Origin of the sequence: Streptomyces sp. NPDC093094, from assembly GCF_044754345.1 — a bacterium.
Classification (GTDB): domain Bacteria; phylum Actinomycetota; class Actinomycetes; order Streptomycetales; family Streptomycetaceae; genus Streptomyces.
The window spans coordinates 56,279-79,461 of the sequence record NZ_JBIVOX010000026.1 but is presented as its reverse complement, the minus strand read 5'-3'; the positions used below and the strand labels follow the sequence as shown (position 1 = coordinate 79,461).

General features: G+C 69.7%; 24 protein-coding genes and 1 pseudogene. 10 read left to right on the top strand and 15 right to left on the bottom strand.

Annotated features, from left to right (window positions below):
• Complete coding sequence (locus ACIQGV_RS35830) at positions 1-660, top strand: TetR/AcrR family transcriptional regulator (RefSeq protein WP_402502683.1); 660 nt, start codon at positions 1-3, stop codon at positions 658-660.
• On the opposite strand, the gene ACIQGV_RS35825 is transcribed toward ACIQGV_RS35830, so the two are convergent.
• Both ACIQGV_RS35825 and ACIQGV_RS35820 read right to left on the bottom strand, forming a co-directional pair.
• Entirely contained in the window at positions 644-2,011 is a 1,368-nt protein-coding gene (locus ACIQGV_RS35825; protein ID WP_402502681.1) for a phenylacetate--CoA ligase family protein, read from the bottom strand. The two genes, ACIQGV_RS35830 and ACIQGV_RS35825, sit on opposite strands and share 17 nt — an antisense overlap.
• Positions 2,008-3,669 carry a carboxylesterase/lipase family protein gene (locus tag ACIQGV_RS35820; protein ID WP_402502679.1) on the bottom strand — a complete coding sequence of 554 codons (1,662 nt, stop codon included), beginning with the start codon at positions 3,667-3,669 and terminating at the stop codon, positions 2,008-2,010. Before ACIQGV_RS35820 ends, ACIQGV_RS35825 begins: the two co-directional genes overlap by 4 nt.
• 600 nt (positions 3,670-4,269) lie before the next feature.
• Between ACIQGV_RS35820 and ACIQGV_RS35815 the strand changes: the two genes are divergently transcribed.
• The gene (locus ACIQGV_RS35815) at positions 4,270-4,908 is read left to right on the top strand and encodes a hypothetical protein (protein ID WP_402502737.1); all 639 of its coding nucleotides are present in this window, start codon (positions 4,270-4,272) and stop codon (positions 4,906-4,908) included.
• Positions 4,909-5,086: 178 nt separating this feature from the next.
• On the opposite strand, the pseudogene ACIQGV_RS35810 reads toward ACIQGV_RS35815, so the two are convergent.
• Positions 5,087-5,728 (bottom strand): annotated as a pseudogene (locus ACIQGV_RS35810) (transposase family protein); the annotation flags it as partial.
• A gap of 280 nt (positions 5,729-6,008) precedes the next feature.
• Between ACIQGV_RS35810 and ACIQGV_RS35805 the strand changes: the two are divergent.
• Positions 6,009-6,155 carry a hypothetical protein gene (locus ACIQGV_RS35805; RefSeq protein ID WP_402502676.1) on the top strand — a complete coding sequence of 49 codons (147 nt, stop codon included), beginning with the start codon at positions 6,009-6,011 and terminating at the stop codon, positions 6,153-6,155.
• Here the strand turns inward: ACIQGV_RS35805 and ACIQGV_RS35800 are convergent.
• Entirely contained in the window at positions 6,149-6,649 is a 501-nt protein-coding gene (locus ACIQGV_RS35800) for a hypothetical protein (protein ID WP_402502674.1), read from the bottom strand. The genes ACIQGV_RS35805 and ACIQGV_RS35800 overlap by 7 nt on opposite strands.
• A 186-nt stretch (positions 6,650-6,835) precedes the next feature.
• On the opposite strand from ACIQGV_RS35800, the gene ACIQGV_RS35795 reads away from it, so the two are divergent.
• Complete coding sequence (locus tag ACIQGV_RS35795; RefSeq protein WP_402502671.1) at positions 6,836-7,117, top strand: PadR family transcriptional regulator; 282 nt, start codon at positions 6,836-6,838, stop codon at positions 7,115-7,117.
• Entirely contained in the window at positions 7,114-7,860 is a 747-nt protein-coding gene (locus ACIQGV_RS35790; RefSeq protein WP_402502669.1) for a hypothetical protein, read from the top strand. Before ACIQGV_RS35795 ends, ACIQGV_RS35790 begins: the two co-directional genes overlap by 4 nt.
• Before the next feature lie 333 nt (positions 7,861-8,193).
• Here ACIQGV_RS35790 and ACIQGV_RS35785 read toward each other — a convergent pair whose 3' ends face one another.
• Positions 8,194-8,358 (bottom strand): hypothetical protein, encoded by a 165-nt coding sequence (locus tag ACIQGV_RS35785; protein WP_402502666.1) that lies wholly within the window; start codon positions 8,356-8,358, stop codon positions 8,194-8,196.
• 280 nt (positions 8,359-8,638) lie between these two features.
• Between ACIQGV_RS35785 and ACIQGV_RS35780 the strand changes: the two genes are divergently transcribed.
• Positions 8,639-8,827 (top strand): hypothetical protein, encoded by a 189-nt coding sequence (locus ACIQGV_RS35780; RefSeq protein WP_402502664.1) that lies wholly within the window; start codon positions 8,639-8,641, stop codon positions 8,825-8,827.
• Between the two features lie 282 nt (positions 8,828-9,109).
• Here the strand turns inward: ACIQGV_RS35780 and ACIQGV_RS35775 are convergent, their stop codons facing one another.
• Complete coding sequence (locus ACIQGV_RS35775) at positions 9,110-10,180, bottom strand: hypothetical protein (RefSeq protein ID WP_402502661.1); 1,071 nt, start codon at positions 10,178-10,180, stop codon at positions 9,110-9,112.
• A 213-nt stretch (positions 10,181-10,393) separates the two neighbouring features.
• On the opposite strand from ACIQGV_RS35775, the gene ACIQGV_RS35770 reads away from it, so the two are divergent.
• A complete protein-coding gene (locus tag ACIQGV_RS35770; RefSeq protein WP_402502659.1) occupies positions 10,394-10,516 on the top strand; it encodes a S1 RNA-binding domain-containing protein in 123 nt (40 codons plus the stop codon).
• Positions 10,517-11,390: 874 nt separating this feature from the next.
• Here ACIQGV_RS35770 and ACIQGV_RS35765 read toward each other — a convergent pair.
• The gene (locus ACIQGV_RS35765) at positions 11,391-12,593 is read right to left on the bottom strand and encodes an IS110 family transposase (protein ID WP_402502657.1); all 1,203 of its coding nucleotides are present in this window, start codon (positions 12,591-12,593) and stop codon (positions 11,391-11,393) included.
• Between ACIQGV_RS35765 and ACIQGV_RS35760 the strand changes: the two genes are divergently transcribed.
• Positions 12,531-13,280, top strand: coding sequence for an IS5 family transposase (locus tag ACIQGV_RS35760; protein WP_402502654.1), 750 nt, complete (start codon positions 12,531-12,533; stop codon positions 13,278-13,280). The two genes, ACIQGV_RS35765 and ACIQGV_RS35760, sit on opposite strands and share 63 nt — an antisense overlap.
• Before the next feature lie 36 nt (positions 13,281-13,316).
• On the opposite strand, the gene ACIQGV_RS35755 is transcribed toward ACIQGV_RS35760, so the two are convergent.
• The 4 genes from ACIQGV_RS35755 to ACIQGV_RS35740 all read right to left on the bottom strand — a co-directional run bounded on the left by ACIQGV_RS35755 (position 13,317) and on the right by ACIQGV_RS35740 (position 15,816).
• Positions 13,317-13,862, bottom strand: coding sequence for a hypothetical protein (locus ACIQGV_RS35755; RefSeq protein ID WP_402502651.1), 546 nt, complete (start codon positions 13,860-13,862; stop codon positions 13,317-13,319).
• 224 nt (positions 13,863-14,086) lie between these two features.
• Positions 14,087-14,497, bottom strand: coding sequence for a hypothetical protein (locus ACIQGV_RS35750; RefSeq protein WP_402502648.1), 411 nt, complete (start codon positions 14,495-14,497; stop codon positions 14,087-14,089).
• 210 nt (positions 14,498-14,707) lie between these two features.
• Positions 14,708-15,481 carry an alpha/beta fold hydrolase gene (locus tag ACIQGV_RS35745; RefSeq protein WP_402502646.1) on the bottom strand — a complete coding sequence of 258 codons (774 nt, stop codon included), beginning with the start codon at positions 15,479-15,481 and terminating at the stop codon, positions 14,708-14,710.
• Between the two features lie 2 nt (positions 15,482-15,483).
• Entirely contained in the window at positions 15,484-15,816 is a 333-nt protein-coding gene (locus tag ACIQGV_RS35740; RefSeq protein ID WP_402502644.1) for a DUF4440 domain-containing protein, read from the bottom strand.
• Positions 15,817-16,511: 695 nt separating this feature from the next.
• Here ACIQGV_RS35740 and ACIQGV_RS35735 point away from each other — a divergent pair.
• Positions 16,512-17,114 carry a hypothetical protein gene (locus tag ACIQGV_RS35735; RefSeq protein WP_402502642.1) on the top strand — a complete coding sequence of 201 codons (603 nt, stop codon included), beginning with the start codon at positions 16,512-16,514 and terminating at the stop codon, positions 17,112-17,114.
• Positions 17,115-17,231: 117 nt separating this feature from the next.
• Here the strand turns inward: ACIQGV_RS35735 and ACIQGV_RS35730 are convergent, their stop codons facing one another.
• The 4 genes from ACIQGV_RS35730 to ACIQGV_RS35715 are packed head-to-tail and all read right to left on the bottom strand — an operon-like array spanning position 17,232 to position 22,438.
• Positions 17,232-17,417, bottom strand: a complete 186-nt coding sequence (locus tag ACIQGV_RS35730; protein WP_402502639.1) for a hypothetical protein — start codon at positions 17,415-17,417, stop codon at positions 17,232-17,234.
• A complete protein-coding gene (locus ACIQGV_RS35725) occupies positions 17,404-18,057 on the bottom strand; it encodes a DUF6338 family protein (protein WP_402502636.1) in 654 nt (217 codons plus the stop codon). The genes ACIQGV_RS35730 and ACIQGV_RS35725 overlap by 14 nt, the downstream gene beginning before the upstream one ends.
• Positions 18,054-19,109: a hypothetical protein gene (locus tag ACIQGV_RS35720; RefSeq protein WP_402502634.1), complete on the bottom strand. Its 1,056-nt coding sequence runs from the start codon at positions 19,107-19,109 to the stop codon at positions 18,054-18,056. The genes ACIQGV_RS35725 and ACIQGV_RS35720 overlap by 4 nt, the downstream gene beginning before the upstream one ends.
• Complete coding sequence (locus ACIQGV_RS35715; protein ID WP_402502722.1) at positions 19,106-22,438, bottom strand: CHAT domain-containing protein; 3,333 nt, start codon at positions 22,436-22,438, stop codon at positions 19,106-19,108. Before ACIQGV_RS35715 ends, ACIQGV_RS35720 begins: the two co-directional genes overlap by 4 nt.
• Between ACIQGV_RS35715 and ACIQGV_RS35710 the strand changes: the two genes are divergently transcribed.
• Positions 22,368-22,547: a hypothetical protein gene (locus ACIQGV_RS35710; protein WP_402502734.1), complete on the top strand. Its 180-nt coding sequence runs from the start codon at positions 22,368-22,370 to the stop codon at positions 22,545-22,547. The genes ACIQGV_RS35715 and ACIQGV_RS35710 overlap by 71 nt on opposite strands.
• The last annotated feature ends 636 nt before the right edge of the window (positions 22,548-23,183 follow it).

The following is a 23,183-nucleotide window of genomic DNA, read 5'->3' as shown; positions in this document are numbered from 1 at the left end:
ATGACGCAGGCACCGGCCCCGGACCGCGGAGCGCGGTCCCGTGAAGCGATTCTGCAGACCGCCGGCGACCTGATGGCGCGCCATGGTTACGCCGCCACGTCCATCTCGATGATCTCCGCCGCGTGCGGTCTGCCGGTCAGTTCGATCTACTGGCACTTCGGCAGCAAGGACGGGGTCTACGTGGCAGTGCTGGAGCGAGCCAGGACCGCGCTGCTGGAGGCTCTGCCTCCGGCCGAGATGCCGGGCGCCGACGTCGTGCGGCGTCTGGACGCCTTTCTCGCGGAGGTCGAGGATGCCTTCCGGCGTCAGCCGCGCGGCGTGAAGCTGCTGTTGGGGCTGGGTATGGTGCAGCAGGACGCGAGTGCGGCGGCCGTGGCCGAGGTGCGTCACTACCGTGATGCGCTGGTGGACTGGGCCCGCGATGCGGTGAGCTCCGTCTTCGCCCTGCGTGACCGCCCGGAGGTGGCGGACGAGTTGGCGCGCTTCACTCTGAGGGTGGCGAGCGGGACCGCCGTGGCCCGTTGGTTCGAGCCGGGTGCGGTCCTGGAGACCAGGCCGCTGCGCGTGGCGTTGCTGGCGTTGGCGGCCCATCACGGCCTGCCGGTGGGGGGCGTCCCGGGCGAGGACGCCCCTCCGCGTGGCGTCACGACCAGGGAATGACGACCCGGTACTTGCCGCCCGGAGACTGTTCGGGTGGCTCGTCGGCGCGCTCGACGCTCACCTGGTCCGCGCCGTGGGCGGTGAGCAGGGCGCCCATCGCCTTGTGCACGGCCGTCCACTGCCGGCCCCGATCGGCGCCTGCGGCGGATCGGATCCGTACGCGGACACGGGCGGGTGCCGTCTGGACGACCTGGAACAGGTCGATGTCCGGAATGCTCTCCAGGAGAGTCTCGAAGGCCATGGGCACAATGCGGGCGGTGCCGCCGTCCCGGCGGGGGAAGGACAGCAGGTCGGCCGCGCGGCCGCGGACCCTGATCGCGGGGAGCGGGTCCCCGCAGGGGCACGGATCCGGGCGCAGCAGGATGCTGTCGCCGAGGTCGTAGCGCAGGATCGGCTGCGCCCACCGGTACAGGCTGGTCAGGAGCACGGTGAAGGACTCCTGACCGGGCGGGGTGGGCTGGTGGTCGGCCTCGACGGGCTCCAGGATCAGCCAGTCGCTGTGGACGTGGAGCCATCCGAACGCACAGCCGTATGCCAGGGCGAGGCTCTCATTGCAGCCGTAGGTGTCGACCACGTGGGTGCCGAAGGCGGACCTGATCTTCCTGCGGTCGCCTTCGCTGAGGCCCTCGGCCAGTAGGGACACCACGACCGGGGCGATGTGGAGCCGACCGGCCAGCTGCTCGCCCGCGAGCAGGGCGATCACGGTGGCGTAGCCGGACAGCAACGCCGGTCGGCAGCTGTTGAGTTGGGCGACGAGGTCGGGCAGCGGGCTGTGCGCCGACAGCACCCGGCTGCCTCGCGCGTGCAAGCGGCCGGCGGCGCGGGACCGGGCGATCACGGCGTAGGCGGCCAGATGACCGCTGGTGGCCACGATGTGCGTGGTCCGCCCGCGGCGTGCCAGCAACCGGGCCGTCACGGAAGGGGTGAGAGTGCGCCGGGCGGCCCGCAGCGACAGGGCCCTGACGACCGCCGCCGCGCGGTCGTCGAGGAGGAACAGCCCGCGGTGGCCGGTGGTTCCGGACGTGGTGGACACCAGGTATCGGCCCAGGAAGCGTTCTCCGACCTGCCGGGGGTCGGCGACGAAGGCCCGTACGCGGTCGACGGTCACCTCGGGGTCGGTGACCCAGTCGTCGAAGCGGGCCATCAGGGTCTGCTTGCACGTCACCGGAAGCAGGGCGGGGTCCTCGACACGCGCGGGCAGGGTGCGGTACAGCTCGCGGTAGTACGGGGAGTTGGCCCGGGCGAAGTCGACCATCGCGGCCAGACGCTCCCGCTGCCGGCCGGCCAGCGCGTCCGGGCCCTGCCGCAGTGTCCGGCGGTCGTCCCTGACCAGGGCCAGTGTCGAAGTCATCGCGTGGCTCCCTGGGAAGTGAGGGAGGGCTGCCAGAAGCCGCAGTGGTGGTCGGCCGCGAAACCGGTGGTGGGTCCGACGCGGTCCGGCGCCAGCACCTGAACGCGGTCGCCGTCGGCGGTGTGGCGCGGCCAGTGGGGAGTTCCCGGTGCGTTGGGGTCGCCGGTGGCGACGAAGCGGGCCCAGTAGGCGGTCATCGTGGCGGACAGTCGTCGCTGGGCGGGCGTCAGGGGCGCCACCCCGTCCGTGGGGAAGAGATAGGTCAGTTCGGAGGCGTGGAAGGCGCCTTGCGGTGTGTGCGGCGCGGGGATGAAGGGTGGTGCGTCAGGGTCGGCGAACTCGTAGGCGTATACAGGTGCACGGCTGCTGTACAGCCGGCCGTCGGCCCGTGCCGGGCAGGCGAACCGCTGGTCGGTGCCGACAGCGGAGTAGGCCAGGTTCGCGGACGGATACGCCGAGACGGGGTAGGTGTCGAGGACCGCGGCCGCGCGGCTGCCGTGCTGGAGCCTGATCAGGGCCGCGTACGTGTCCGGGGTCAGCGGGCCGCCGCCGAGCAGGTCCACATACAACGCGGTGAAGTACCGGTATTCGTCGTGGGTGCTGCCGTTCAGCGTCGGGACGGCGTTGGCATGTCCCTCGGCCCATGCCGTGTGCGGAGGGCGGGGAAGGACGTGGGGACCGGTGTTCGGGGCCCATAAGGAGGAGGCACCTGTTCCGGAGGTGCGGATGAGCTCAGTGGTCGGCACGGCACGCAGGCAGCCCGCCGCCGCCGTCGGGTCGGTGCAGCCGACCGAGGCCGCGAAGTCACTTCCCTTGCGCTCAGCAGCGTTGAGCGTGAGGGGCGTGAGACCGCCGTCCACGGCGCAGGCTCCGCTCTGCTGGATCGCCCGGTGGAACAGGCCTTTCGCGGTCGGCGAGGCGATATGCAGACAGGTGTCGGCCGACCCGGCGGACTGGCCGCCCAGCGTCACCCGGTCGCGGTCGCCGCCGAAGGCGCCGATGTTGCGTCGCACCCAGTGCAGTGCGGCCTGCTGGTCCATCAGGCCGTAGTCGCCCGAGGCGTGGTCCGTGCTCTGCGCCGACAGGGCGGGGTGGGCCAGGAACCCCAAGGCCCCGAGGCGGTAGTTGACCGTCACCACGACCATGCCGTGCGCGGCCAGCCTCGAGGCGTTGTAGTCGCTGCCCGCGCCGTAGACGTTGCCTCCGCCGTGCAGCCACACCAGCACCGGCAGGGGGCGGCCGCCGGTTGGGGCGGGCGTCCACACGTTGAGGTACAGGCAGTCCTCCGTGGTGCTGCCGGTGCGGTTGGACTCACCGGGCAGGACCGGTCCGCCGTCGGGCAGCAGCGTGAGCGGCAGTTGGGCACAGGGGTGGGCCGCCGCGGTGGCGTTCCGTACGCCGGACCACCGCGCCACGGGTCGCGGCGGGCGCCAGCGCAGTTCACCGGTCGGCGGGGCGGCGAACGGGATCCCCTCAAAGACGCGACCGCCGTCGCGGTCCGCCGCGCCCCGCACCCAGCCCCGGTCGGTGCGCACGACCAGCGAGTCGGGGCCGGAGTGGGCGTGGGCGGCAGGCGGGGGCACGGTCAGTAACAGCAGCAGGGCGGCGACGGCGGCTGTGGCACGGGCCAGGAAGTGGCGCAAGCTCGGTGCTCTCATCGATCGCTCCGGGGTGGGGGGTCGGGGTTACGGCGTGTGCGCGTAGGCGCCGATGTCGCAGGCGGTGCCCTGGGGGGCGGGTGACACCGCACCGGCGAGGAGGACGGCTGCGCGTGCGGCCGCGATCGCTGTGACTTTCACGGGGGTGCACCCCTCTCGGCGAGAGACATGGGCGTGCATGGGCGTGCGAGGACTTCGTGCGGAAGCGCGATGCGCGGTTCGTACCAGGAACGCGCTGGGCCCAGGCCGACGGAGCTGCGTCGCGGACGACAGGGCCACGGTCTGTAGGGAGCGTTCCATTCAGTGCGACGGCTGTCCAGGGACCGGCTCGGAGAATGGCCGGATGGAGGCGGCGACGCGGCCGCGTAGAGCGGCAGCAGTCCGCGGACGCAGCGGCGCTGGAGGCAACCTGGGAAGGGCAGGGCGGTGAACCGTCGGTGGCATACTGCAGTTCCGATGAGCGAACCGACCGTGGCGGCCCGCCGCCCCCGAACAAGCGCGACGACCAGCGAGATGCCTCCCGTCGCAGGCTCCTGAACGCAGCGCTACCGCGGGCTGACGGTGAAGACGGTCGGCGAGCGTGCCGGAGGCAGCCGAGGCATGGTCAACTACCACTTCGTTTCCAAGGCGGGGCTCGTCGAAGCGGTGGTGGCCGATATCCGTGAGACGTTCCTCGACCGGCTCCGGGAGCAGCCCGGGTACGCGGGGATGAGCGGGCTCGACGCCGTGCTGGCCAAGCGGGACCAGCTCTTCGCCCGTCCGGCGGAGCCGGGGGTGCGGGCGCGGGTGTTGCTGGTGCTTCTCGTCGAGGCGGTCGGAAGCGCCGACGGGGCGAAAGGCGTGATGGCCGAGCATCTCAGTCTCGTACGGACCGGCATCGAGGAGGACATCCGGCGGGGTGTCGCGGACGGGAGCGTCCGCCCGGACGGGGATGCGGTCGCGCAGTCCTTCCTGGTGGAGAGCATCGCCCGCGGCGTGCTCCTGCAGTATCAGCTGGACTCCGCCCGCACCCGCCTGGCGGACAGGCCGTCGACGCTGTCGTCGATGCGGGCACGGGCCTTGAGCGCACCCGATTCGTCCACGACGGCTATGTCGTGGTGGTCGCTGGCCCAGTCGATGCCGCAAAACACTCTCACTTCCTACAGCTCTCTCGTCTGCTTCCGGCGTTCTAGCTGGTCAGTGCCGTGCAGGGCATGCGTCTCTCTAGCGGAAGGGCTCAACGGCCCGACATCCGATTAGCCGTTCATGACCCCAGCGACCCGCGGGGCCCTCAGTCTCGAACGGAGCTGGTGGCTCCCGATCACGTAGGAGGCGGTCTCCGCAGGAGACTTGAACCATGATCATCAAGGGGGCCCTCGTCCTCGTCGGCGAGCTTCAGCACACGTCAGTCTTCTTTGAGGGCTCACGGCCCGAATCAGAGGACCTCGACCTCGGGGAAGTACCGGAAGCAGACGGCGATGCCTTCATTGCGGGCGGCCGTGGCGTCGTGCATACGTCCGGGCCGCAGGGCATCGGTCCACAACGTGCGGCCCCGCCAGTCGGCGATCACGGTGGCTTTCATCGTGTTCTGCTTCTTCTTGCCCGAGACGAAAGCACGGCGTCCGCCGCGGCTGGCCGGCGGCCGACGGACCTGGATCTCGGTGGCGTCCAGCCGCAGCTCGACGCCTTCGGCCTGTGCGTAGGCGAACACGTCTGTCAGCGTCCGTAGCCGCAGGCCGGGACGGCCGGGGACCGCGCACCCCCGCTCGGCAAGGAGCGTGCGTATCTCTGCGATCGCACGGGTAATGGTGGACCGGTCAACGCCGAACAACAGTCCGAGCACCGAGTGCGGCAGGTCGTACCGCAGATGGATCAGCGCAGCCACCAGCCGGTCGACGAACACCAGCTGGTGGCGGGCGCCGGCACCCGCGGCCCGCTTGCGGACTCCTCCCCGTGCAGCATGGCGCCGACCCTCGAGTCCGGCCTGCCACGGTGCGGCCAACTCCTCAGCCAGACAAGCGAGATGTTGCCGAGAGATCCCCGTGAACAGCCGATGCGCCAGCACTGTCCGATTGACCATGATCACCACATCCAGGTCATGCCACCTGCCTGGCACGACGCCTCACCCGCCATCACGCACCAACTCGTTATTGGTTGAGGAGAGCCCAGCAATAACAGGCCGTGGTCGCGATGCGACCGTCCGCGGCTAGCGCTGCTCCCCTCCATCGCGGGCTCAGTCGTCACCGACATCAGCTGCGCTTCAAGGTCGGCGATGCGTTTGTCCGTCTGTCCTCCAAGATGGCCGCGCTCGCCGACTGGCTGAAGGCGCCGCTCGCCGAACAGGCTGGCACCGGACAGGGGTGCTGCAGCTGCCCGGCGCCGAGGAAAAGGGCGCCGAGGCATTCATGCAGACCTCGGTCGGCCGCCTCCGCGAACTCGGCGACCGCGGCATCGACGGCGTCAACGATCTCGAAGGTGACCGGGGCGATAGCGGCGACCGTCAGTGAGCCGCGGCCGCACACCCCAGATGGGCCCCGCTCAGCCGGAGGGCCAGGGGCGTATGTGCAGTCCAGCCTGCCATCTGACGCGGACAGGCAGAAGTCTCGTGCTTGAGCTTGTCGCGTAGGGCCTGTTCGGCCGAAGTGCGAACGGGCGGGGGCGACTGCTGAGCGACAGCCTGGTCGATCGCGGCGTGGAACTCGGCCGCGTTGGGCCAGCCGGTCGCTTCAAGCTTCCTGCACAGCCTCTCGCGCTCCTCGTCGCCGCGGGCTACCAGGGCGACGAGAGCGGCATTTCCGTTGTCGACGAGCCAGTTGAAGGCGTACGCGTGGTTGAGGATGTTGCGGATCATCGGGGCCGCTTCGAGGATGAAGCCGCGCTCGGTGAGCAGCAGAACAGCCTCGAAGGTGCGGCAGACCAGACGCCACCGGCTGTAAACCGGGCCGAACACCCGCACCTTGTCGGCAGGCACCCGCACGCCGATGGCGATGGCCGCCGTCACCCGGCCGGACCGCAGCCTGCAGCTCGACCGGTCCGACATACCGATAACTCCACCCATTCACGTCAGCCAACCCAGAACACCTCCGACACACGCCCCGCCCGACCAAATCTCGTACTCGACACATGGTGGACGCGGTGCTCCACTGGAGCCATGGCCCCAATTCGCCTTACACGCCCGACACTTGAGGTGATCAAGGTGTTGCTGGCGTCCACTGCCGACGACCCCGCCTGGGGACTGAAGATCTGCGAGGAGACCGACCTCGGGTCCGGGACCGTCTATCCCATCCTCGAGCGCCTCGTCGACGCGGGATGGGCCACCCGGTCCGAGGAAACGGGTGAGCACCCAGGGCGGCCGAAGCGGTACTACTACGAGCTCACTGGTGCCGGTCAGCGCGCAGCCCATCAGGCCAGACAGCGCAAGCCCCGCCTGTTCGGGCTGCCAGCAGCAGGCAAAGGGGGCACAGCGTGAGCACCGACGAGCGCCCCGACGAGGCCCCCGGCGCCGGAGCAGTGGCCGTTGCCGCGGTCCTGGTGCCGGTCCTGGCCGGCACAGCGTCCCTGATCTTCCTGGCAGTCGGCTACATATGGAAGGTCTTTGACCCCGGGTCGGCGGTCGCCCAGGACACGGTCGCCGGCGGCTGGCTCTTCGGGGGCGTAACCGCGGTCGCGATCCTCGTTGCCGCGGCCGGACTGCTGCTCACCGCACTGCGCAATCCCCCGCAGACCATGGAGGAGCGGCCCGGGGCCCCTGCGAGCCCGCACCGTGCACGCCGCGGGGCCGACCACCGGACCCTGGATTTCGCCTCCTTCGTGGCCGGAGAGCGCAGGGCACACCTGCGGGAGGAGTGGGCCGCAGTCCTGGCCGGCGATCCCGGCAACGGCATCGTTCTCTCGCCGCGACGCAGGATGCGCTATGCCATCGGCTTCCTCTGCGCAGCGCTCCGTATGCGGCTGCGGGACCTCGCTGCTCCGCTGTGGATGCCTGCGGACTGGCTGCTGTCGACGGAGTCACGGACCCACGGATTCATCGCGTCGGCTGTCGGCGCGCAGGTCGTGTACATCCAGCACACGGACGGCTTCCACGCCCTCGTCACCGAGGGCTGGGGCTGGTGCGCCGGGTGCGGAATCGCACTGCGGCTGCTTGCCGGCTGGCTTCGCCGGATCCGCGGCATCGAACTCGCCTCGGCCCACAGCGACTCCGCAAACCAATGACCATGCGCCACGACCCTTGCCGCATCGGCTGGCCGTGGTGGCTGCTCGCCTTCGACACCCCGCACGACTTCAGTCCCCGCGGCACCTGTGCCGCCCTCGGGGAGGTCCTGGTGGCACTGCACCATCCCGGCCGACGCGCCTTCCTCGCCATCAGCACCGGCGCCCTCGTCGGCGCCGCCCGCCAATGGGCCCCGTCGAACCGGAGCGTCTGGCCGGCGCCCTCAAAGGCGACGCGTCGACGCCACCCTGCCGGCCTGGCTGGAGACCGGCACCGACGAGCTGCGGGCCATGACGAACACCAGCACACCGGAATGCACCGGCCTCGTCCGCTCCCTACTGCGCACCGCGATCCAGCTCATCGTCCATGCCGCCTACGACCAGGCCACCGAGCGCCGCCTGCTCCAGGTCGCGGCCGCCGCCGGGCAGTGCGCGGGATGGCTGCACTTCGACCAGGGCGAGCACGCCGCTGCGCAAAAGCACTGGCTCGCCGCCCTGCACGCATCACACGCCGCCACCGGCCACGACCTCGGCGCGGGCATCCTGTCGGACCTCGTCTACCTCGCCACCTGGCTCGACCTGCCCGCCACCGCGATCCACCTCCTGCAGACAGCCCAGGCCCGCACCCGCTCACCCGCCGCCCGCGCACTTCTGCAACTGCGCCGCGTCGGCGCCCTCGCCGCCAGGGGCGACACACCCGCCACCCACCGCGCGCCGACCGACGCAGAAAAAAGAGCCCGACCGGGCCCGACCCGCCACCACCCCGGGATGGGCATCATGGATGTCACCGGCCGACCTGGAACAGGCCGCGGCCGACGACGCCCGCACCGCACTCGGCGCAGCTCTCGCCACCGACGCCAGCCGCTGCATCCACCTGGTCCGGCAATCCGTCCAGCACATCGTCCAGCACCACACCGCCAACCCCGCCGTGCAGGCCCTCCAGCAGTACGCGCTGGACCGTACCTCCTGACCGCGGCAGGCTCATCTGTTCACGTTCGGCGGCAGGGACGAGGGTGGACAGGCAGTACTCGTCGACGGACGGCACAGTGCTGTCGTCCGCGATCACGTCGTCGAATGCCTCGTGATCGTCGTGGTCAGCCGCGGGGGGGGGCGTTCATACCGTCAGCATGGCAGGCGGTCGCTGCTGCTCCGGCCAGGGCGGGGCGCGTCTGCCTTCGGTGGACGCACCAGACGCGGACAGAACCCCTGAGAGATCGCCGCACTCCACCCAGACAGACGTCGAAGAGTCTGATCAGGCGAGTTTCTTGGCCCCCACCAGGTAGGTGAAGGGCGTCTCGGGCCGAGTCGGTGGCGCAGCGCCTACCATTGCCCCAGCCAGGGAGATGATCGCTCCCAGAGCGTCATCGGCCTGATGCAGAGTCCATGCTGCGCCTGCCCCGGCCAGCACCAGTGCGGCCACAGGGCGTCCCCAGGCTCGCCGGGTGCGACGAAGGTCCGAAGCGTGGTCTGCGATCATGTCCGCGCGCTCGTCGATCATCCTTTGCCGGTCATGCGGTTCCGCAGCTTCGAGATCGGCCACGAAGCGCCGGAGATCTTGAGCATATTTCCGGTATTCGGCTCCGTGTTCCCGCCGGTAGTCCAGCACCTCATCGAGCGGCACCCGGGTTAAGTCGACACCGACATCCAGAATGTCCCGGTGGAGAATCTCTCCCGCCCTTCTGGATTTGGGCAGCATGTCCCGCACCCGCCGAGGCATGATGCCTTCCACCACCGACGCCCGGCCTGGGCGCGCGTACTCCCCGACCAGATGGATCCGATGATCTTCGATCTTGGCCTGAGCAGCAAGAGCCAGGGTCATGAGAACAGCTGCACGGACGTGCCCCGGCATTTCCACCATGTCAGCTCCGAGATCGGGGCGGCGCCGGGTGACTGCTCCCGAACGCAGGAGCCGCTCCACAATCCGGTCCGGGTCCTCGGCATGGCCTCCCCCGGCCACGTGCCCAGCGCTGATCGCGCCCCCGGTCATGTGCCCGAGGGTAAGGCTCCCCCCATCGAAGGAGCGTCTACCGGCAACCGGGGCGTCGCGCGGCAGGACATACTCGGCCACCCGTCGGATATGCGCTGCCGTGTCCCTGTCCAGCCAGTCCCCGGGCGGCAGGTTGCGCAGCAGCCCCACCTGCCTCAGGGGTGCCGCCAGCTGAACCTCACGAGCCACCACTGAGTCGAAATGCTCTTCCGGCAGCAGCAATGCGAACCCGTCGAAGAACAAAAGCAAGCTCTTCATTCGACCTGCAGACTGATCGCCCCAGATCCACCCCGGGTAAAAGTGCGCGAGTTGCTGCGCTGCCCCCTCATGGCTCATGCCGCAAGTCTGACACCTCCGACGGACCACGCCCAGCTCTTTCGATAAGAGAGCAGTCGCTGAATGAGTTCGCAGTGAACTCACAGCGCATAGAGCCGGAGCGGGCCATCACAGCCGTACCAGTCTTGCCCAGTGCCTCCTGAGCCGGTTCCGGCACCACGGTCGGCGGTCTTGCCCGTCTGTCGTAGCATCGCCGGGAGTACCTGGACGCCTGTGCAGACTCCGTCGCATGCCGTCCAGGTCGGCGACGAGATCACGGTCGTGGTCACCGAGATCGACCGAGAGCGACGCAGGCTGGCCCTCTCCCGACGACAAGCCTCGTCCAAGTGCCGGTGACCCCTCTGTGTTCCAGCACGACTCTCACGCGGGACGTGGTACGCCGAGCGAGGGCGGCGCGACCGCCTCACTACCCTGACCCATGCCTGCACATGGCGGCGGGAGGGGAAAAATGGGCGGGAGAACCGGTGGTCCGGCTGCCAGGCGGCGAGGCGTCGGGGGTTCGCATGTCGCACTGCGGCACCTTGCCGCTATGCATCTGAGCGGAGCCATACTCCTGCTCACCTTCTTCGTGCCGCCGTCGTGGATGGTGGATGCCGCCTACGCGACCCCGCCAGGCGATCCCAGCGCGGACGCTCCCTTCGTCCTCCTCCTGGCTGTACCGCCGGCATGCGTGAGCTTCCATGTGACGGTGCAGATCCCGGCTGCGCTCCTGGGAGCCTGGCTGGGCAGAAGCCGCACGACACTGGTCAAGTACGGAAGCGCGGTCACCGTGGCAAGCGTCCTGAGTACGCTCGCGTTCTGGAGCCTGGGGTGGAACGCGTGGGGCAGCATTTCGCCGGCGTGGGTTGACGCCATGGTGCGCGGATCAATCGGTCTGGCCGGGTGCATGTGGGTGATACGAGCGCAGCCTGGATCCGTGAGGCACGGATAGGCGCTGCCGTGCTGCTCCGCAGGCTGGTTCTCCTCACTCCGCAATCCGATCCGCAAACTTGGCAGGGACAGTACGATCGAAGAGTGACGATCAAGTACCGGTGCGGCGAGGCGACTTCGGCGAGAACGACTTGATCGGCTTCGGGATCCGGTCCGGTGTCCGAGGCAGGCATGAGGCCCGCTTCAGGACTGCCGGCTTCGGGCAGGGTGTGAGGTCACGCGTCCCGCCGGAATCGTGGGATCGGCATGGGAGTTCCGTAACGTGCCTCTATGGCTTTCGTCAAGCCGTAGCCGGTGTGGGTGGTTGGTAGAAGGTGCCGTCGCGGAGCATGGCGAACAAGACGTCGATACGGCGTCGGGCGAGTGCGACGAGGGCGGCGATGTGGTGTTTCCCCTCGCGGCGTTTGCGGTCGTAGTAGGCGCGTGACTCGGGCTGGGAGAGCGAGGCGAACGCGGCAAGGTAGAAGGCCCGTTTGAGCTGTTTGTTGCCGCGCCGGGAAGGGTGTTCGCCGCGGATGGAAGAGCCGGAACTGCGGGTCACGGGTGCGAGGCCGGCGTAGGCGGCGAGGTGGCCTGCGGTGGCGAAGCCGCTACCGTCGCCGACGTCGATGAGGATGCGGGCGGCGGTCCTGATCCCGATGCCGGGCATCGAGATCAGGACCTGGGAAAGAGGGTGGGCCTCCAGGAGTTCCTCGATGCGGGCGGCAAGGAGTCTGCGCTGGTCAAGGACGGACCGGAGGGAACTGGCAAGGCTGGGGACGATCAGCGCGGCCGCGTCGGTGCCCGGGACGACGACGGTCTGTTCATCGAGTGCGGTGAAGATGTCCTCGACCAGCCGCTCGGCCATCCGCGGTGCCTTGGGACGTATCAGGGCCAAGAGGCGACGGCGTCCGGCCTTGCGGATCTGGGCCGGGGAGCCGAACTGGTCCAGCAGTCTGAGCACGGCCGGGTGCTGGATCCGCGGGCCCAGGACGCGTTCCAGGGACAGGTGGATCTGGGTGAGCAGGCCGCGAAGCCGGTTGGCGATCCGGGTGGACTCGCCCGCCAGGTCGTCGTCGAACCCGGCGATCATCGAGAGCTCGGCAACGGTCTCGTCCGCGGGATCGATCGTCCTCAGGGTATGGGGCATCGCTCTGGCCGCGTCCGCGATGATGAACGCGTCGCGGGCGTCGGTTTTCGCCTCCCCAGGATAAAGATCGGCGATCCGCCGCATCGTGAGTCCGGGCAGGTAGGCGACCTGGCATCCCGAGTCCCGGGCGACCGCCAGCGGCAGGGCCCCGATGGAAGCCGGCTGGTCGACGACCACCAGTACCGTTCCGTGCTTGGCCTGAAGCTTGTCGAACAGCTCCCGCAGCTTCGGTTCGCTGTTGGGCAGCGGTTTGTCGAACACCTTCTTCCCCGCCCGGTTCACGGCGGTGGCGTGGTGAACCCCCTTGCCGACGTCCAGGCCCAGATAGACGTCGACGCCAGTCTCGTCCGACATGCCCTTCGCTCCCGTGCTCGCACTTTCCCCGGCCTCACCTGCGGCATCAGCGTGCCGGCATCCACGTTACGAAGAGACTGCCCAAGGGGTGCTCGTGCCTCTAATCAGCGGTCTGCCAATGCCTCCGGCACCGGCGACACCACCTTTTCGATCATCTCGACTGGGGGCTCAAGTCATACCGGGGCCGAAGGCCGGGAGCCTCATTGCGAGGCCACGAAGACGGTAACGGGGCCTTTGACGGGACCGAATCCGACCGATCGCGGCAAGCTGGGATCGAAGATCCACCTGATCACCGATCGCAACGGGCTGCCGCTGTCCCTGGGTATCTCCGGTGCGAACATGCACGACAGCCTGGGCCTGGAGCCGCTCGTGCGCGGGATCCCGCCCATCCGCTCCCTCCGCGGCCCGCGTCGTCGGCGCCCGGCGAAGTTGCACGCAGACAAGGGCTACGACTACGACCATCTGCGTCGGTGGCTTCGCAGCCGTGGTATTCGCCATCGCATCGCCCGCAGGGGCGTCGAGTCCTCGCAGCGGCTCGGCCGCCACCGGTGGGTGGTCGAGAGGACCGTGTCCTGGCTGGCCGGCTGCCGACGGCTCCACCGGCGCTACGAGCGCAAGGCCGAACATTTCCTCGCCTTCGTCGGCATAGCAGCCCTCCGTATCTGCTTCCGTCAGCTGACTACCTGAGTCCCACGACGTGGGCGGGGTGGTGAGCCAGTCCCGTCAGAGCCCCGACGGGTGACTGGAAAGCCAGTCGGCATGCCGATCGCGCATCTGATCCCGCTCCTCGGGCGTGGCGAGAAAGACATCGGCGCCACCGTCGTAGGGGTGATAGATGCGTCCCATCTGGGTGTCGGTGATGAGGACTCCCGCCACCTTGTCGTCCGCGATGTCACGGAGCAACTCGTCGAGGCAGCCGTATCGCCAGGGCCGGCAGGCGGCGAAGAGGTGGCAGTAGGTACGGAACTCCGGGTCTGGATCGTCCTCCACCAGCAGGGTCTGCCAGTAGCCAGCATCTGGCTGGAATGTCGGAACTTCAGCTTCGGTCGCCCAAACTGGGGTGATCACGTAGACATGCCCACCGGCGAACAACCCATCGAGGACGGTGTTGTACCGCTCCAGGACGACGGTGTACTCGCTCTCGTCCTCCGCGTATCGCTTCGACTCCGGCAGGCTGTGAAAGCGCACCCAGACATTCCGATATGGGTCGCGGAGCTTGTACCCGACCGGAGGACAGTTGGGCCAGTGCTGCTGCCACAGCTCGGTCAAAGCCGCCGTTACGCCTCCAGGCATCTGCCCTGCTCGTCCTCTCACATAGTGACCCCTACCGGTGGTCATGATGCCCGGCGCCTGTCACCAAGAGAAACGACTTCTTAAAGGGCCGGCGTCGCGCCCAGACCGCCACCACCACAGCCGACAGCCGCCCCGCACGGCAGGTCAAGGCGTACGTCCGCGAGGACCTGACCGGGCGGGACGGGTGGACCCGCCTCCTGTCACTGGTGGAGAACGACCACCGCGAGGCCATAGGCGAACGCGACACCCTGCGCGCCCAGGAACTCGCCCTCATCCACATGAACGACACCGACCGGCGCACCGCCGCCAAAGCACTGCGCGTGGGCCGCAGCGCCACCCGCCACGCCAAAGCCACGCAGCTCGCCGAGGTCGAGCACGTGCGCGGTGCCGAACACGAGCTGCCGCGGGCCGAGCAGGCCGATACCGACGCCCGCACCATGCCCGAGGCCGAACTTCAGGCGGCAGGGATCCCGCTGCTGCGGCAGGCCGGATACGGGCACAAGGCCCCCTCCCGGCCGCTCACCGACCTCACCACCGGACTGGGCAACCCGCTCGGCGAGGACACCCACCAGGGCTGCCCCGGGCACAGTGCCCGACTCGATGACGAGCACCGGCCGGTGTGGACTTGCGCCGACCCGACCGCACACCAACGACGAAGGGCTTCGCCATGTCACCCATCTGACCAGCCCATTTCACTCCTGAAGCACAGGATGAAAGAGGTTCACCGAGGTCTTCAGCGTTGCCGCTCCAGTACGAGGACCGCACCTCAGGAGCCGTGGTCGGGGTGTGCGAACGGACCCGCCGAAGAAGCCTTGACCGGCTCACCCAGTCGCGTACGCGGCGAGAAACGGACGCACCACCGGCAGGGTGAGGTCGAGGCGCAGGAATGTGTCGAAGTGTCCGCAGCCGGGCAGTTCGACGCAGGTCGCGCCCGAGATCCGAGCAGCGGTGTCCTGGATCGACCGTAGCCGGGGGTCGCGGTCGCCGGCGAGCAGAAGCACCGGTACAGGGTTTTGCGCGAGTCTTTCCAGGACGCCGTCGCGGGCGTCGAGGGCTGCGGTCAGTGCTGCGAGCGCATGCGGGTCGGCTGCCTGCATCGCCGCGCGCATCCATGCCGGGAGCGGTCCTTGGCGTTCCAGCATCTCGATGAAGGGAGCCGTTCCCCGGGAGCGCAGCAGTTCGACCTCATGCTGAACTTCCGCCAAAGCAGCTGTGGCACGTCCGCCGTGTGCACCGCCGGCAATCAGCGCGGTCAGCCGTTCGGGTTGCCCGGCCAGCAGGTTGAGGCCGATGATGCCGCCCATCGACGCACCCCAGAAGGCCGCCCGGGAGATGTCGAGTGCGTCAAGTACGGCCACGACATCACCGACCTGGCGGTCGATCCGGTAGCTGTCCACATCATGGGGCGCGTCACTTTCGCCGTGGCCACGGGCATCGACCAGGACCAGGCGATTGCCCCCGGCGAGCGCGTAGACATAGCCAGCCGCCCGCCACGTCGCGCGATCCCCGAAGAAACCGTGCAGCAGCACCATCGGCGGCCCGCTGCCCACCACATCGAAGGCGATCTGAACCCCGTCGTCACTGGTGACCCGCACCGTCAGTCGTCCTGGGACGGGACGGGAGTTGCCTGGTGGTAGTACATCCGCCAGCCCGTCTCCTCGCCCGACCTGCGCCACAGCGAGCTTCGGCGCGCCCGCCGTCCCCCGATCATGGTCTCGTACGTCAGGTGCACCACACCGGGAGCCAACACGACACCCGTCATACCCGAGGGCACGTACCGAGGACCCTCCTCCGAGTTGCCGGGCATATCCGGCAACTCGGCCAGCATCTCCTCGTACGACCACCGCCGGCCCGAGGCGCCGACCTCCACGAACTCCGGGTCCAACAGCTGCCTGGCCTCCGCCCGCGACGTGCGCGCGGCGGGATCCATGAGCCGCAGCTCCCCCCTGATTGCCTCTTCGACTTCATCAGCTTCAGCATGCACCGCTGCATCATCACCCCACCCACCGGGCTCACTGCAACCGCATAACCCCATACTCAGCGCCCGAGCCGATGATCTGACCGAGCCGGCCGACCTCCTCGCAGCAGACACCGCCGGGCGGTGGCTTTATCGGTGCACGTGGCCCCACCGGAATCGGTCCGACTTGGACCCACGTACGTGTTCGATTCCGGCCCGAGTTGGCCCCACCCGGGGCTGTTCAACCTGCTCAGAGGCGGGGCCACAGCAGACCGGAAGCAGCCGTGTCGGGTTTGCCCCGGTGCCAGGTCACGCCGGAGAAGTGGGGCCAGTTGCACCGATAACGCCAGGGCGGCTTTGCAGACCCGGCGCGACGCGACAACCGTGTTCCTCCCACCAAGCGTTGAAGGCTGAGCAACGAGTGGCGAACTCGAACGGGACCGTCACTCGCCGCAGACACCCAGTTCCTCGAAAAGGCCGAGCAGCCGCCAAAATGAGCGGTGCCCGTCCACGCACCCAGGCCACTCCCGCACACGCCGGAGCCTGCAGGACTGCCGCCTCCAAGCGCCGAATGAGCAGGAGGCCGGCCATCGCGCCGGACGACGCCGCATCCTGTCGGATTCGGCAAGGCTGCTCCGGGAGCCGCCACTCCCGCGGCCAGTCCTGCCGTGATCGGACAGGCCGTCGTCAACCTCATCGGCCACCATCGCGCCGGATCCGGCTGGACGCTGCGGATCGACCAGTCCACTCCCCTGGGCGATGTCGTCCCCGCCGGGGACGGCATCGTCGGCCTGACGCCCGCCTGGGACGGCAGGATCTGGTTCGCCACCGGCGACGGCACGATCGGAACCGTCGACACCAGCACCTACGGCTACCCCTACCCGGCCCTGCCCGCGGGCGCGCCGGTGAGCCGGCCCTCCTCGGCGGACTTCGACGGCGGTCTCAGCCGGATCGACATCGATGCCGAGGGGACGGGCTGCTCGGTGGTCTGGAACAGCCCGGTCGAATCCGCCGCGCTGCCCCGGCTCTCCCTGGCGGACGGGAAGATCTGCACGGTCTCCGTGACCGGACCGACGGGCAGCGTCGGCCTGAACACCTTCGCCCAGTACCACCGCTCCGTCATCGACCCGGCCACCGGCGCACAACCGGGCAGCTCCTTCCCGGGCATCGGGCTGCTTTTCAACCCGCTCCAGATGCGCGGGACCGCCGCCCCGGACGGGGCCCTCCACCAGGGCACCGAGACGGGAGTGGTCGGCATCTCCGAGCGCTGACCCACGGCCCGCGATCTGCTCACTGCACGGAGCAGGCGCCGACGTCAGGCGGTCTCCAGGGCGCCCAGGCACAGGCGCCTGGTCCGTGCCGGACCGTCGGACGCGCCCGCGATCACATCACTGCGGCGCCGTGTCGCCCTCCTGTTCCACGGTGGTGGAGACACCTGCCGGACCCTTCGGAGGCAGGGCCTGTTCCTCGGGCACGTCCTCCTTCTTGAGACGGCGGGTGCCCCGCGGCGGGCCCGCCCAGCTCGCGAAGTCGTCGGCGAGCTCCTCGTAGTCGGCGGCGTCAGACTGCGTCATCGGCTTCTCCTCTGGTCACGCGGCGCGGTTCGTGGAATTCCAGGACATCGACGTCGGCGGCCCGGACGTACAGCCCGGCCGTGCCGCTCATCCGTGCTCCGAAGGTGCCGTCCGGCTCCATCCGGTACTGGGACTCGAGGTAGAGGTCACCGGGTTGCGGATAGGTGGAGGATCGTGAGCGTGCGCCGTACCAGCCTCCGGCCCAACCGCCGTTCTTCAGCCGGACCCGGACGAAACATGCCCCGCGGTCCTGGAAGAGGGCGTCCCACGCGGTGGGGGTCTCCTCGTGCACGGCGGCGCGCCGGCGCCGGACCCAGTACGCCTCCGCCCAGGCCACCAGTGCGGGCACGACGACGACGAGACACAGCAGCCACAGCCCGGCCTCCCGCGGCTGCTCGGCGACTCCGGCCAGCGGCCCCTTCCCCCTGCCCCTCAGCAACCGTACGAGGTGGGGACCGGCGCTGATCAGATAAGCGGCGTCGAGCAGGAAACCGACGGTGAGGGCGCGCAACAGACGGTTGTTCACCTCCTGCTCGGCCTCGCGGACGCCGAGGAGCCGCTCCCTCGCGAAGAGGTAGGAGGTGCCCGGCAGAACCAGCAGCACCAGGATCGCGAGCTGCTGAACGGTCGTCGGTGTCATGGTCCGCTCCCCCGCGAGCGCGCGCTGACGGACACGTTCCGGGCCAGCGTGCTCAGTGCGCCGAGGTCCATATGACAGGCACGGGTCTTCACCCACTCGGCCAGGGACGGCTTGATCAGCTCCACCTCCTGCCCGGCCCGCTTCATGAGTCCGAGCGTCGTCGGCTCGTCGTCTTCGTGGAAGGCGAACCGGGCGCCGACGAGCATCAGGAATGCCGCCAGCAGGCGTTCCCGTGGCCGGGCACGCCGCTCCAGCAGGGCCAGGGCACGGGAGAAGCACGTCCTTGTGCGCGGCACGATGCCCCGCAACGCGCTCTCGACACCGTCGTCGACCAGAGCGCGCACCTCGCGCAGGGCGCCGGGGCCGAGCGGCGGTGTGTCCGCCGGGTCGTCGATGCGCCGGTCCGCCTCCAGCAGGAGCCGGGTCGTCTCCCGCCGCATCGACCGGGCGCCGCCGAGCGACTCGGTCAGCACCAGTACCCGGTCCAGGACGGCGATCGCGTCCGCCGCCTGTCCGCGGTCGAGAAGCGCCTCCCCGAGCAACCGGCAGGCCCGCGCCGCTTCCGGCTCCTGGTTCGCCGCCTCGAAGACGGCACGGCATTCCTGGAGAAAGGGGAATTCGGTCTCTCCGATCGGCCGCCCGGCCTCCAGTGCCAGAAGGGCGTTCACACCGGCCTTGAGGAAGGTCGGCTCGTCGCCGCCGCGGCGTGCGTGCGTCCAGCTCTCGAGATACGCGGCGAGGCCCTTCTCGAGGTCGCCTGCCTGGCAGTGAGCGACCCCCAGGTTGAGCAGAACGTGGCCGAGCAGCGCGGGGTCGTCCGCCGCCTGTCCCCTGGCGATCCGCTGTGCCCGCAGCCCTGCGGCGAAAGCCTCGTCGTAGCGTTCCTCCATGGCGTAGGCCAGGCAGAGGCAGCCCAGTGCGGAGGCGACATCCCTGTCCGAGAGCAAGCGCCGGACGGCCGGGGCGTCGACGAGCGCGAAGTGCGCGACCCGCTCGTACACGGGCATGCTCAGGATGCGGTCCGCGGTCGTCTCCGGCTCCTCGGCCATCATGCACCCACCATGCTGAAGGGTGCCCACAAGAAGGGGTGCCGGAAGGGGCGCATCGGCACACGGCCGCTCGTCAGCCGCCGGCGGATCTCGGCCGGGAGCCAGTCGAGACCCAGCAGTTCGGGCACGGTGGCCGAGCGGAGCCACAACTGGGCCCACCGCAGCGCCTGTGCGGGTGATTCGGCAAGGCCGGGCGGTGTGCCGTACGGGGGCGGCTCGACGCCGTGGCCGAGCAACCGCCTGTAGAACGCGATCATCAGCAGCACGGCCGCGGTGTCGTTCGTCCTCCAGCGCGTGCAGACGACGCCCGCTCCGCCGGCCAGCAGGATGCCGGTCGGCAGTCCGATCGCCTCGTCCGGCAGCCGGGGGTCCACGAGCCCGGTGTCGCAGGCCGACAGAGTCACCAGCCGGGCCCGTTCCAACGGGCGGGGGCGCGCGTCCAGCAGGTCGGCCAGGGTGATGCGCTCACCGCCGAGGTCGAGCCTCGAGGCGAGCGGATCGGTCGGGTCGTAGACGCCATGGCATGCCAGGTGGACGTGGCTGCCCCCGGACAACGCGTCGATCAGGCTGCCCTTTGTGCGGCCGTCCTCGGCCCCCGGCGGACCGCCCGTGACGCCCCGGCTCTCTCCCACCGCGGCGAACAGCCGCCGCAGCGTCTCCACCTCCTGCGCGGCCAGCAGTCCTTCGTCCTGCCCCGGGGTGGACGCCGCCACGAGCAGGGGTTCCGGCGGCGGCGCCGCGGCCCGGTGTCTGGCCGCGAGGAGCAGTCGCACCGAGGGTGCGTACGCGACCGCACGGGTCGCGAGCAGCGGCTCACCTGTGGCAGGGAGCTGTGCGGCGTGCAGGGGCAGATGGGCGATCGGGCCGCAGGCGATCAGGACCACGCCGGTCGCCGTACCGAGCGCCTCGGCGACCGGTCCGACCAACTGCTCCCCGAGCCGCGGGAGCAGCTTCCGCAGCTCTCCTCCCTTCTCGGCCACGGTTGCGGTGAGGGCGTCGGCCAGCGCCCGGGCGTCAGTGACGGTCAGCGGGGACTCCACGGCTTCGACACGTGGCCCGGGGTCGCTCTCGTGCCGGACGATCAGGGACAGGCTCCCGTGCTTCGTCGCGGCGATGTAGCAGAGCGGCTCTCCCGGTCGTGCGGCCCCCAGGATGTCGGCCCGCGTCGTCTCCCGCAGAAAGGACTCCATACCGGGCAGCGCCCTGACCCGGGCCAGGGCGTTCGCCAGCTCCGCCCTGGCCCGGTCGAGATCACCGCCCAGCTCGTACTCGGCCGCATCCAGCTCACGCCCGTCGTCCCGCGATGTCTCCCTGCGGCTCAGCTCACGATTTCGGGCCTCAAGGGTCTGTACGGTGTCGGCGGCGCGCAGGTAGGCGGTGTGGGTCTCCGGGTCCGTCCGCGCCAGCCGGTGCAGCTGTTCGTGATCCGGTGACAGGGCCAGGTTGAAGTTGCGTGTTCTGCCGCGCTCCAGGCAGAGCAACGCCTCCTCCAGCCGGCCCGCGCGAGCCAGTGCGTAGGCCGCTCGCTGATGCAGATCCCCGGCCGAGTTGAGCCTCCTCTCGCGCGACGAGCTCATCAGGCAGGCCCGGAACAGCTGTTCGTCGGCCTCCACGGCCTGCTGGTAGGCGTCGGCAGCCGCGGGCCACTCGGTACGTCCCGCCAGGGTGTCACCGAGTTGCTCGGCCGCCATGCGCAGCAGGGTGCTGTGACCGTGGGCCCGGTCCGTCGCTTCCCGCAGCACGGACAGCTCCCGCTCCCGGAGTTCGTCCGCCCGTGAGAGGTCCAGCTCGCGGGCGATGCGGCACGCCTCCGCCAAGGAGAGCAGCTGAAAGCCGAGTTCGAGTTCGGTCGGTAGCCCCTCGTAGGCGGCGACGGCGTCCTCGATGTGCCCCAGCCCTCGCCGCACTGTATCGACCGGCTTCTCCGCCCTGCCTCTCACGGCCCCCTTGAGCAAGGCCCAGCCGAGCTTGGACATGCTGCGTGCCCACAGGTGGGGAGCGATGTCCCTGCGGCGGTTCACGAGGGCGGCCTCGTGGCACCGGATCTCCTCGTCGTACTCGCCGAGCGCACCTGCGACGACGGCAAGCTTGTCGTAGGTGCTGGATGCCTCGGCGCGGTCGCCGACGCGCTCGTAGACGGCGAGCGCCCGCAGCAGGTGCTCGCGTGCGCGAAGGCTGTTCTCCCGGCGGTCGCCGCGTACTCTCTTGGAGAGTGAGACCGCCAGACGGGCCTGAGTGTTGGCCCACTGTTCGGGATCGCTCTCTTCCGATTCGACGGTGTTCAGCTGCTCGTACAGCCGCACCACATGCTCCCTGTTGACGGCCGGGTCGCCTTGTTCCCTGAGGTTGTACGCGCCGGCGAGGAAGCTCTGGGCGTCGCACCAGAGCTCCTTGTCCCGGGTGGGATCGAGCCGGGCGACGACGGGTTCCAGCAGGCCGATGGCCTCTTCGATCTGGCCGGGTGCGGACTGTGTGCCCTGATCGGTCAGCACCTTCGCCAGCTCGTTGCGCACACGGGCCCACGTGTCGGTGTTGCGCTCCGGCCCTGTCTCCTCCGCTGCCGCCCGCAGGTGCCGGATGGCCAGCTCCTGGTTGGCGCGGACGTCGCCCGTGTAGCGCTGGCCATAGGCGCGTGCCAGCTCGTACCGGGCCACGGCCCAGCCCTGCGGGTCCTCCTCCCTCGATATGCTGCGCGCTCTGCGCAGCAGCAGACCGATGGCCCGTTCCAGGCCGATGACGTCCTGCCCGCGGCTGGCACTGGTCAGCATCATGCCCAGCGTCATCTCCAGGGCGCCCCGCATCTCGGGCTGGTCCCGGTCGCCCAACAGCTCCAGCGCCCGCTCCGCCAGACGCCCCAGTTCCTCGGCGAGCGGCCTGTCACCCAGGGACCGGCCGAGCCCGCCACGCCCGGACGCCTCCAACTCCTCCGCGATGCGCAGCACTTCGAGCGGTGGTGCCGAGCGCGGGGGCTTGATCCTGCACACGCGCGGCCCGCCGCCCGCCGGGGTACCGCGCACCGTCGCCGCCAGCACTCCCCGTGCCGCGTCGAACGGCACGGACAGGACACCGGAGTTCTCCGCCTCCTCCGCACTCACCGGTCCCAGCCTGTCGAGCAGAGCTTCCACGTAGAGCTTCTTGTTGGCTTCGTCCTGCTCGGGCAGGGTGTGGGGTGGATAGAAATAGACCAACTGCCCCGTCGCCCCACCCCGGTACACCAGCAGCGGGAAGGGCCGAGTCCTCCTCGCGCCACAGGACGGACAGGTGACCGCCGGCACCTTGCCCTTGATCACTCCCTGCACCAAGTCCGGCCGCGCCAAGGCGTCGACGACCATGTACATGGCATTGTGGACGTCTTCGCCGCATCTGCGGCACCGCCAATCGTGCCTGATCCTGATCGAGAAGTTCACCGGCCCCCCAGCCCACATCACACGCTGCCAGTGAGGAACCCTGTCCGTCTCCACCGGGGCTCCTCGGGGTGAAGCCGTCGAACCACAGACGCATCGTCACCCACAGCGCCACTCTATGGACACTCGGTGACATCCGCCGCGTGAATCCGTGTTTCGCCCATCGTGCGCCTCGCACGGGGTGCGCTGCTCTCCAGGGCGCCGGCCCGCCGACGGTCGGGCGCAGGCAGAGCCGGGCCGACGTGGGCCTCAGGTCCGGGCGCTGCCGGAGAGCCGTCGTCGGCGCCATCGGCCCCGTGGAGACCATGCCCGACGCGGCCGGCACACCCCGCCTCCCGCCCCAGCACTTCGGCGTCCTGCCCGAACACCGCGGCCACGGCCGCGCCCTGTGGCGCGCCGCCATGGCCTGGCGAGCCGAAGACGGCGCCCGCCATCAGCTCCTGCAGACCGGACCAGCAGTCCCATCCGACCGCTCTGCCAGTCCGACGGCCCGCACTCACCGGGATGCGTCCACGTGGCCAAACTCTGACCAGCACGATGCAAGAGCCGGACCGTGTGGCCCATTTCCGGCAAGGGCCCCGGTCCTGGTTCGTCGGCACACGTCCTGGCCGCCATGATGAGCCATGCCCAGCCGCACCCAGAGAAGTGACGGGCTTCACCCAGGACCATCTTC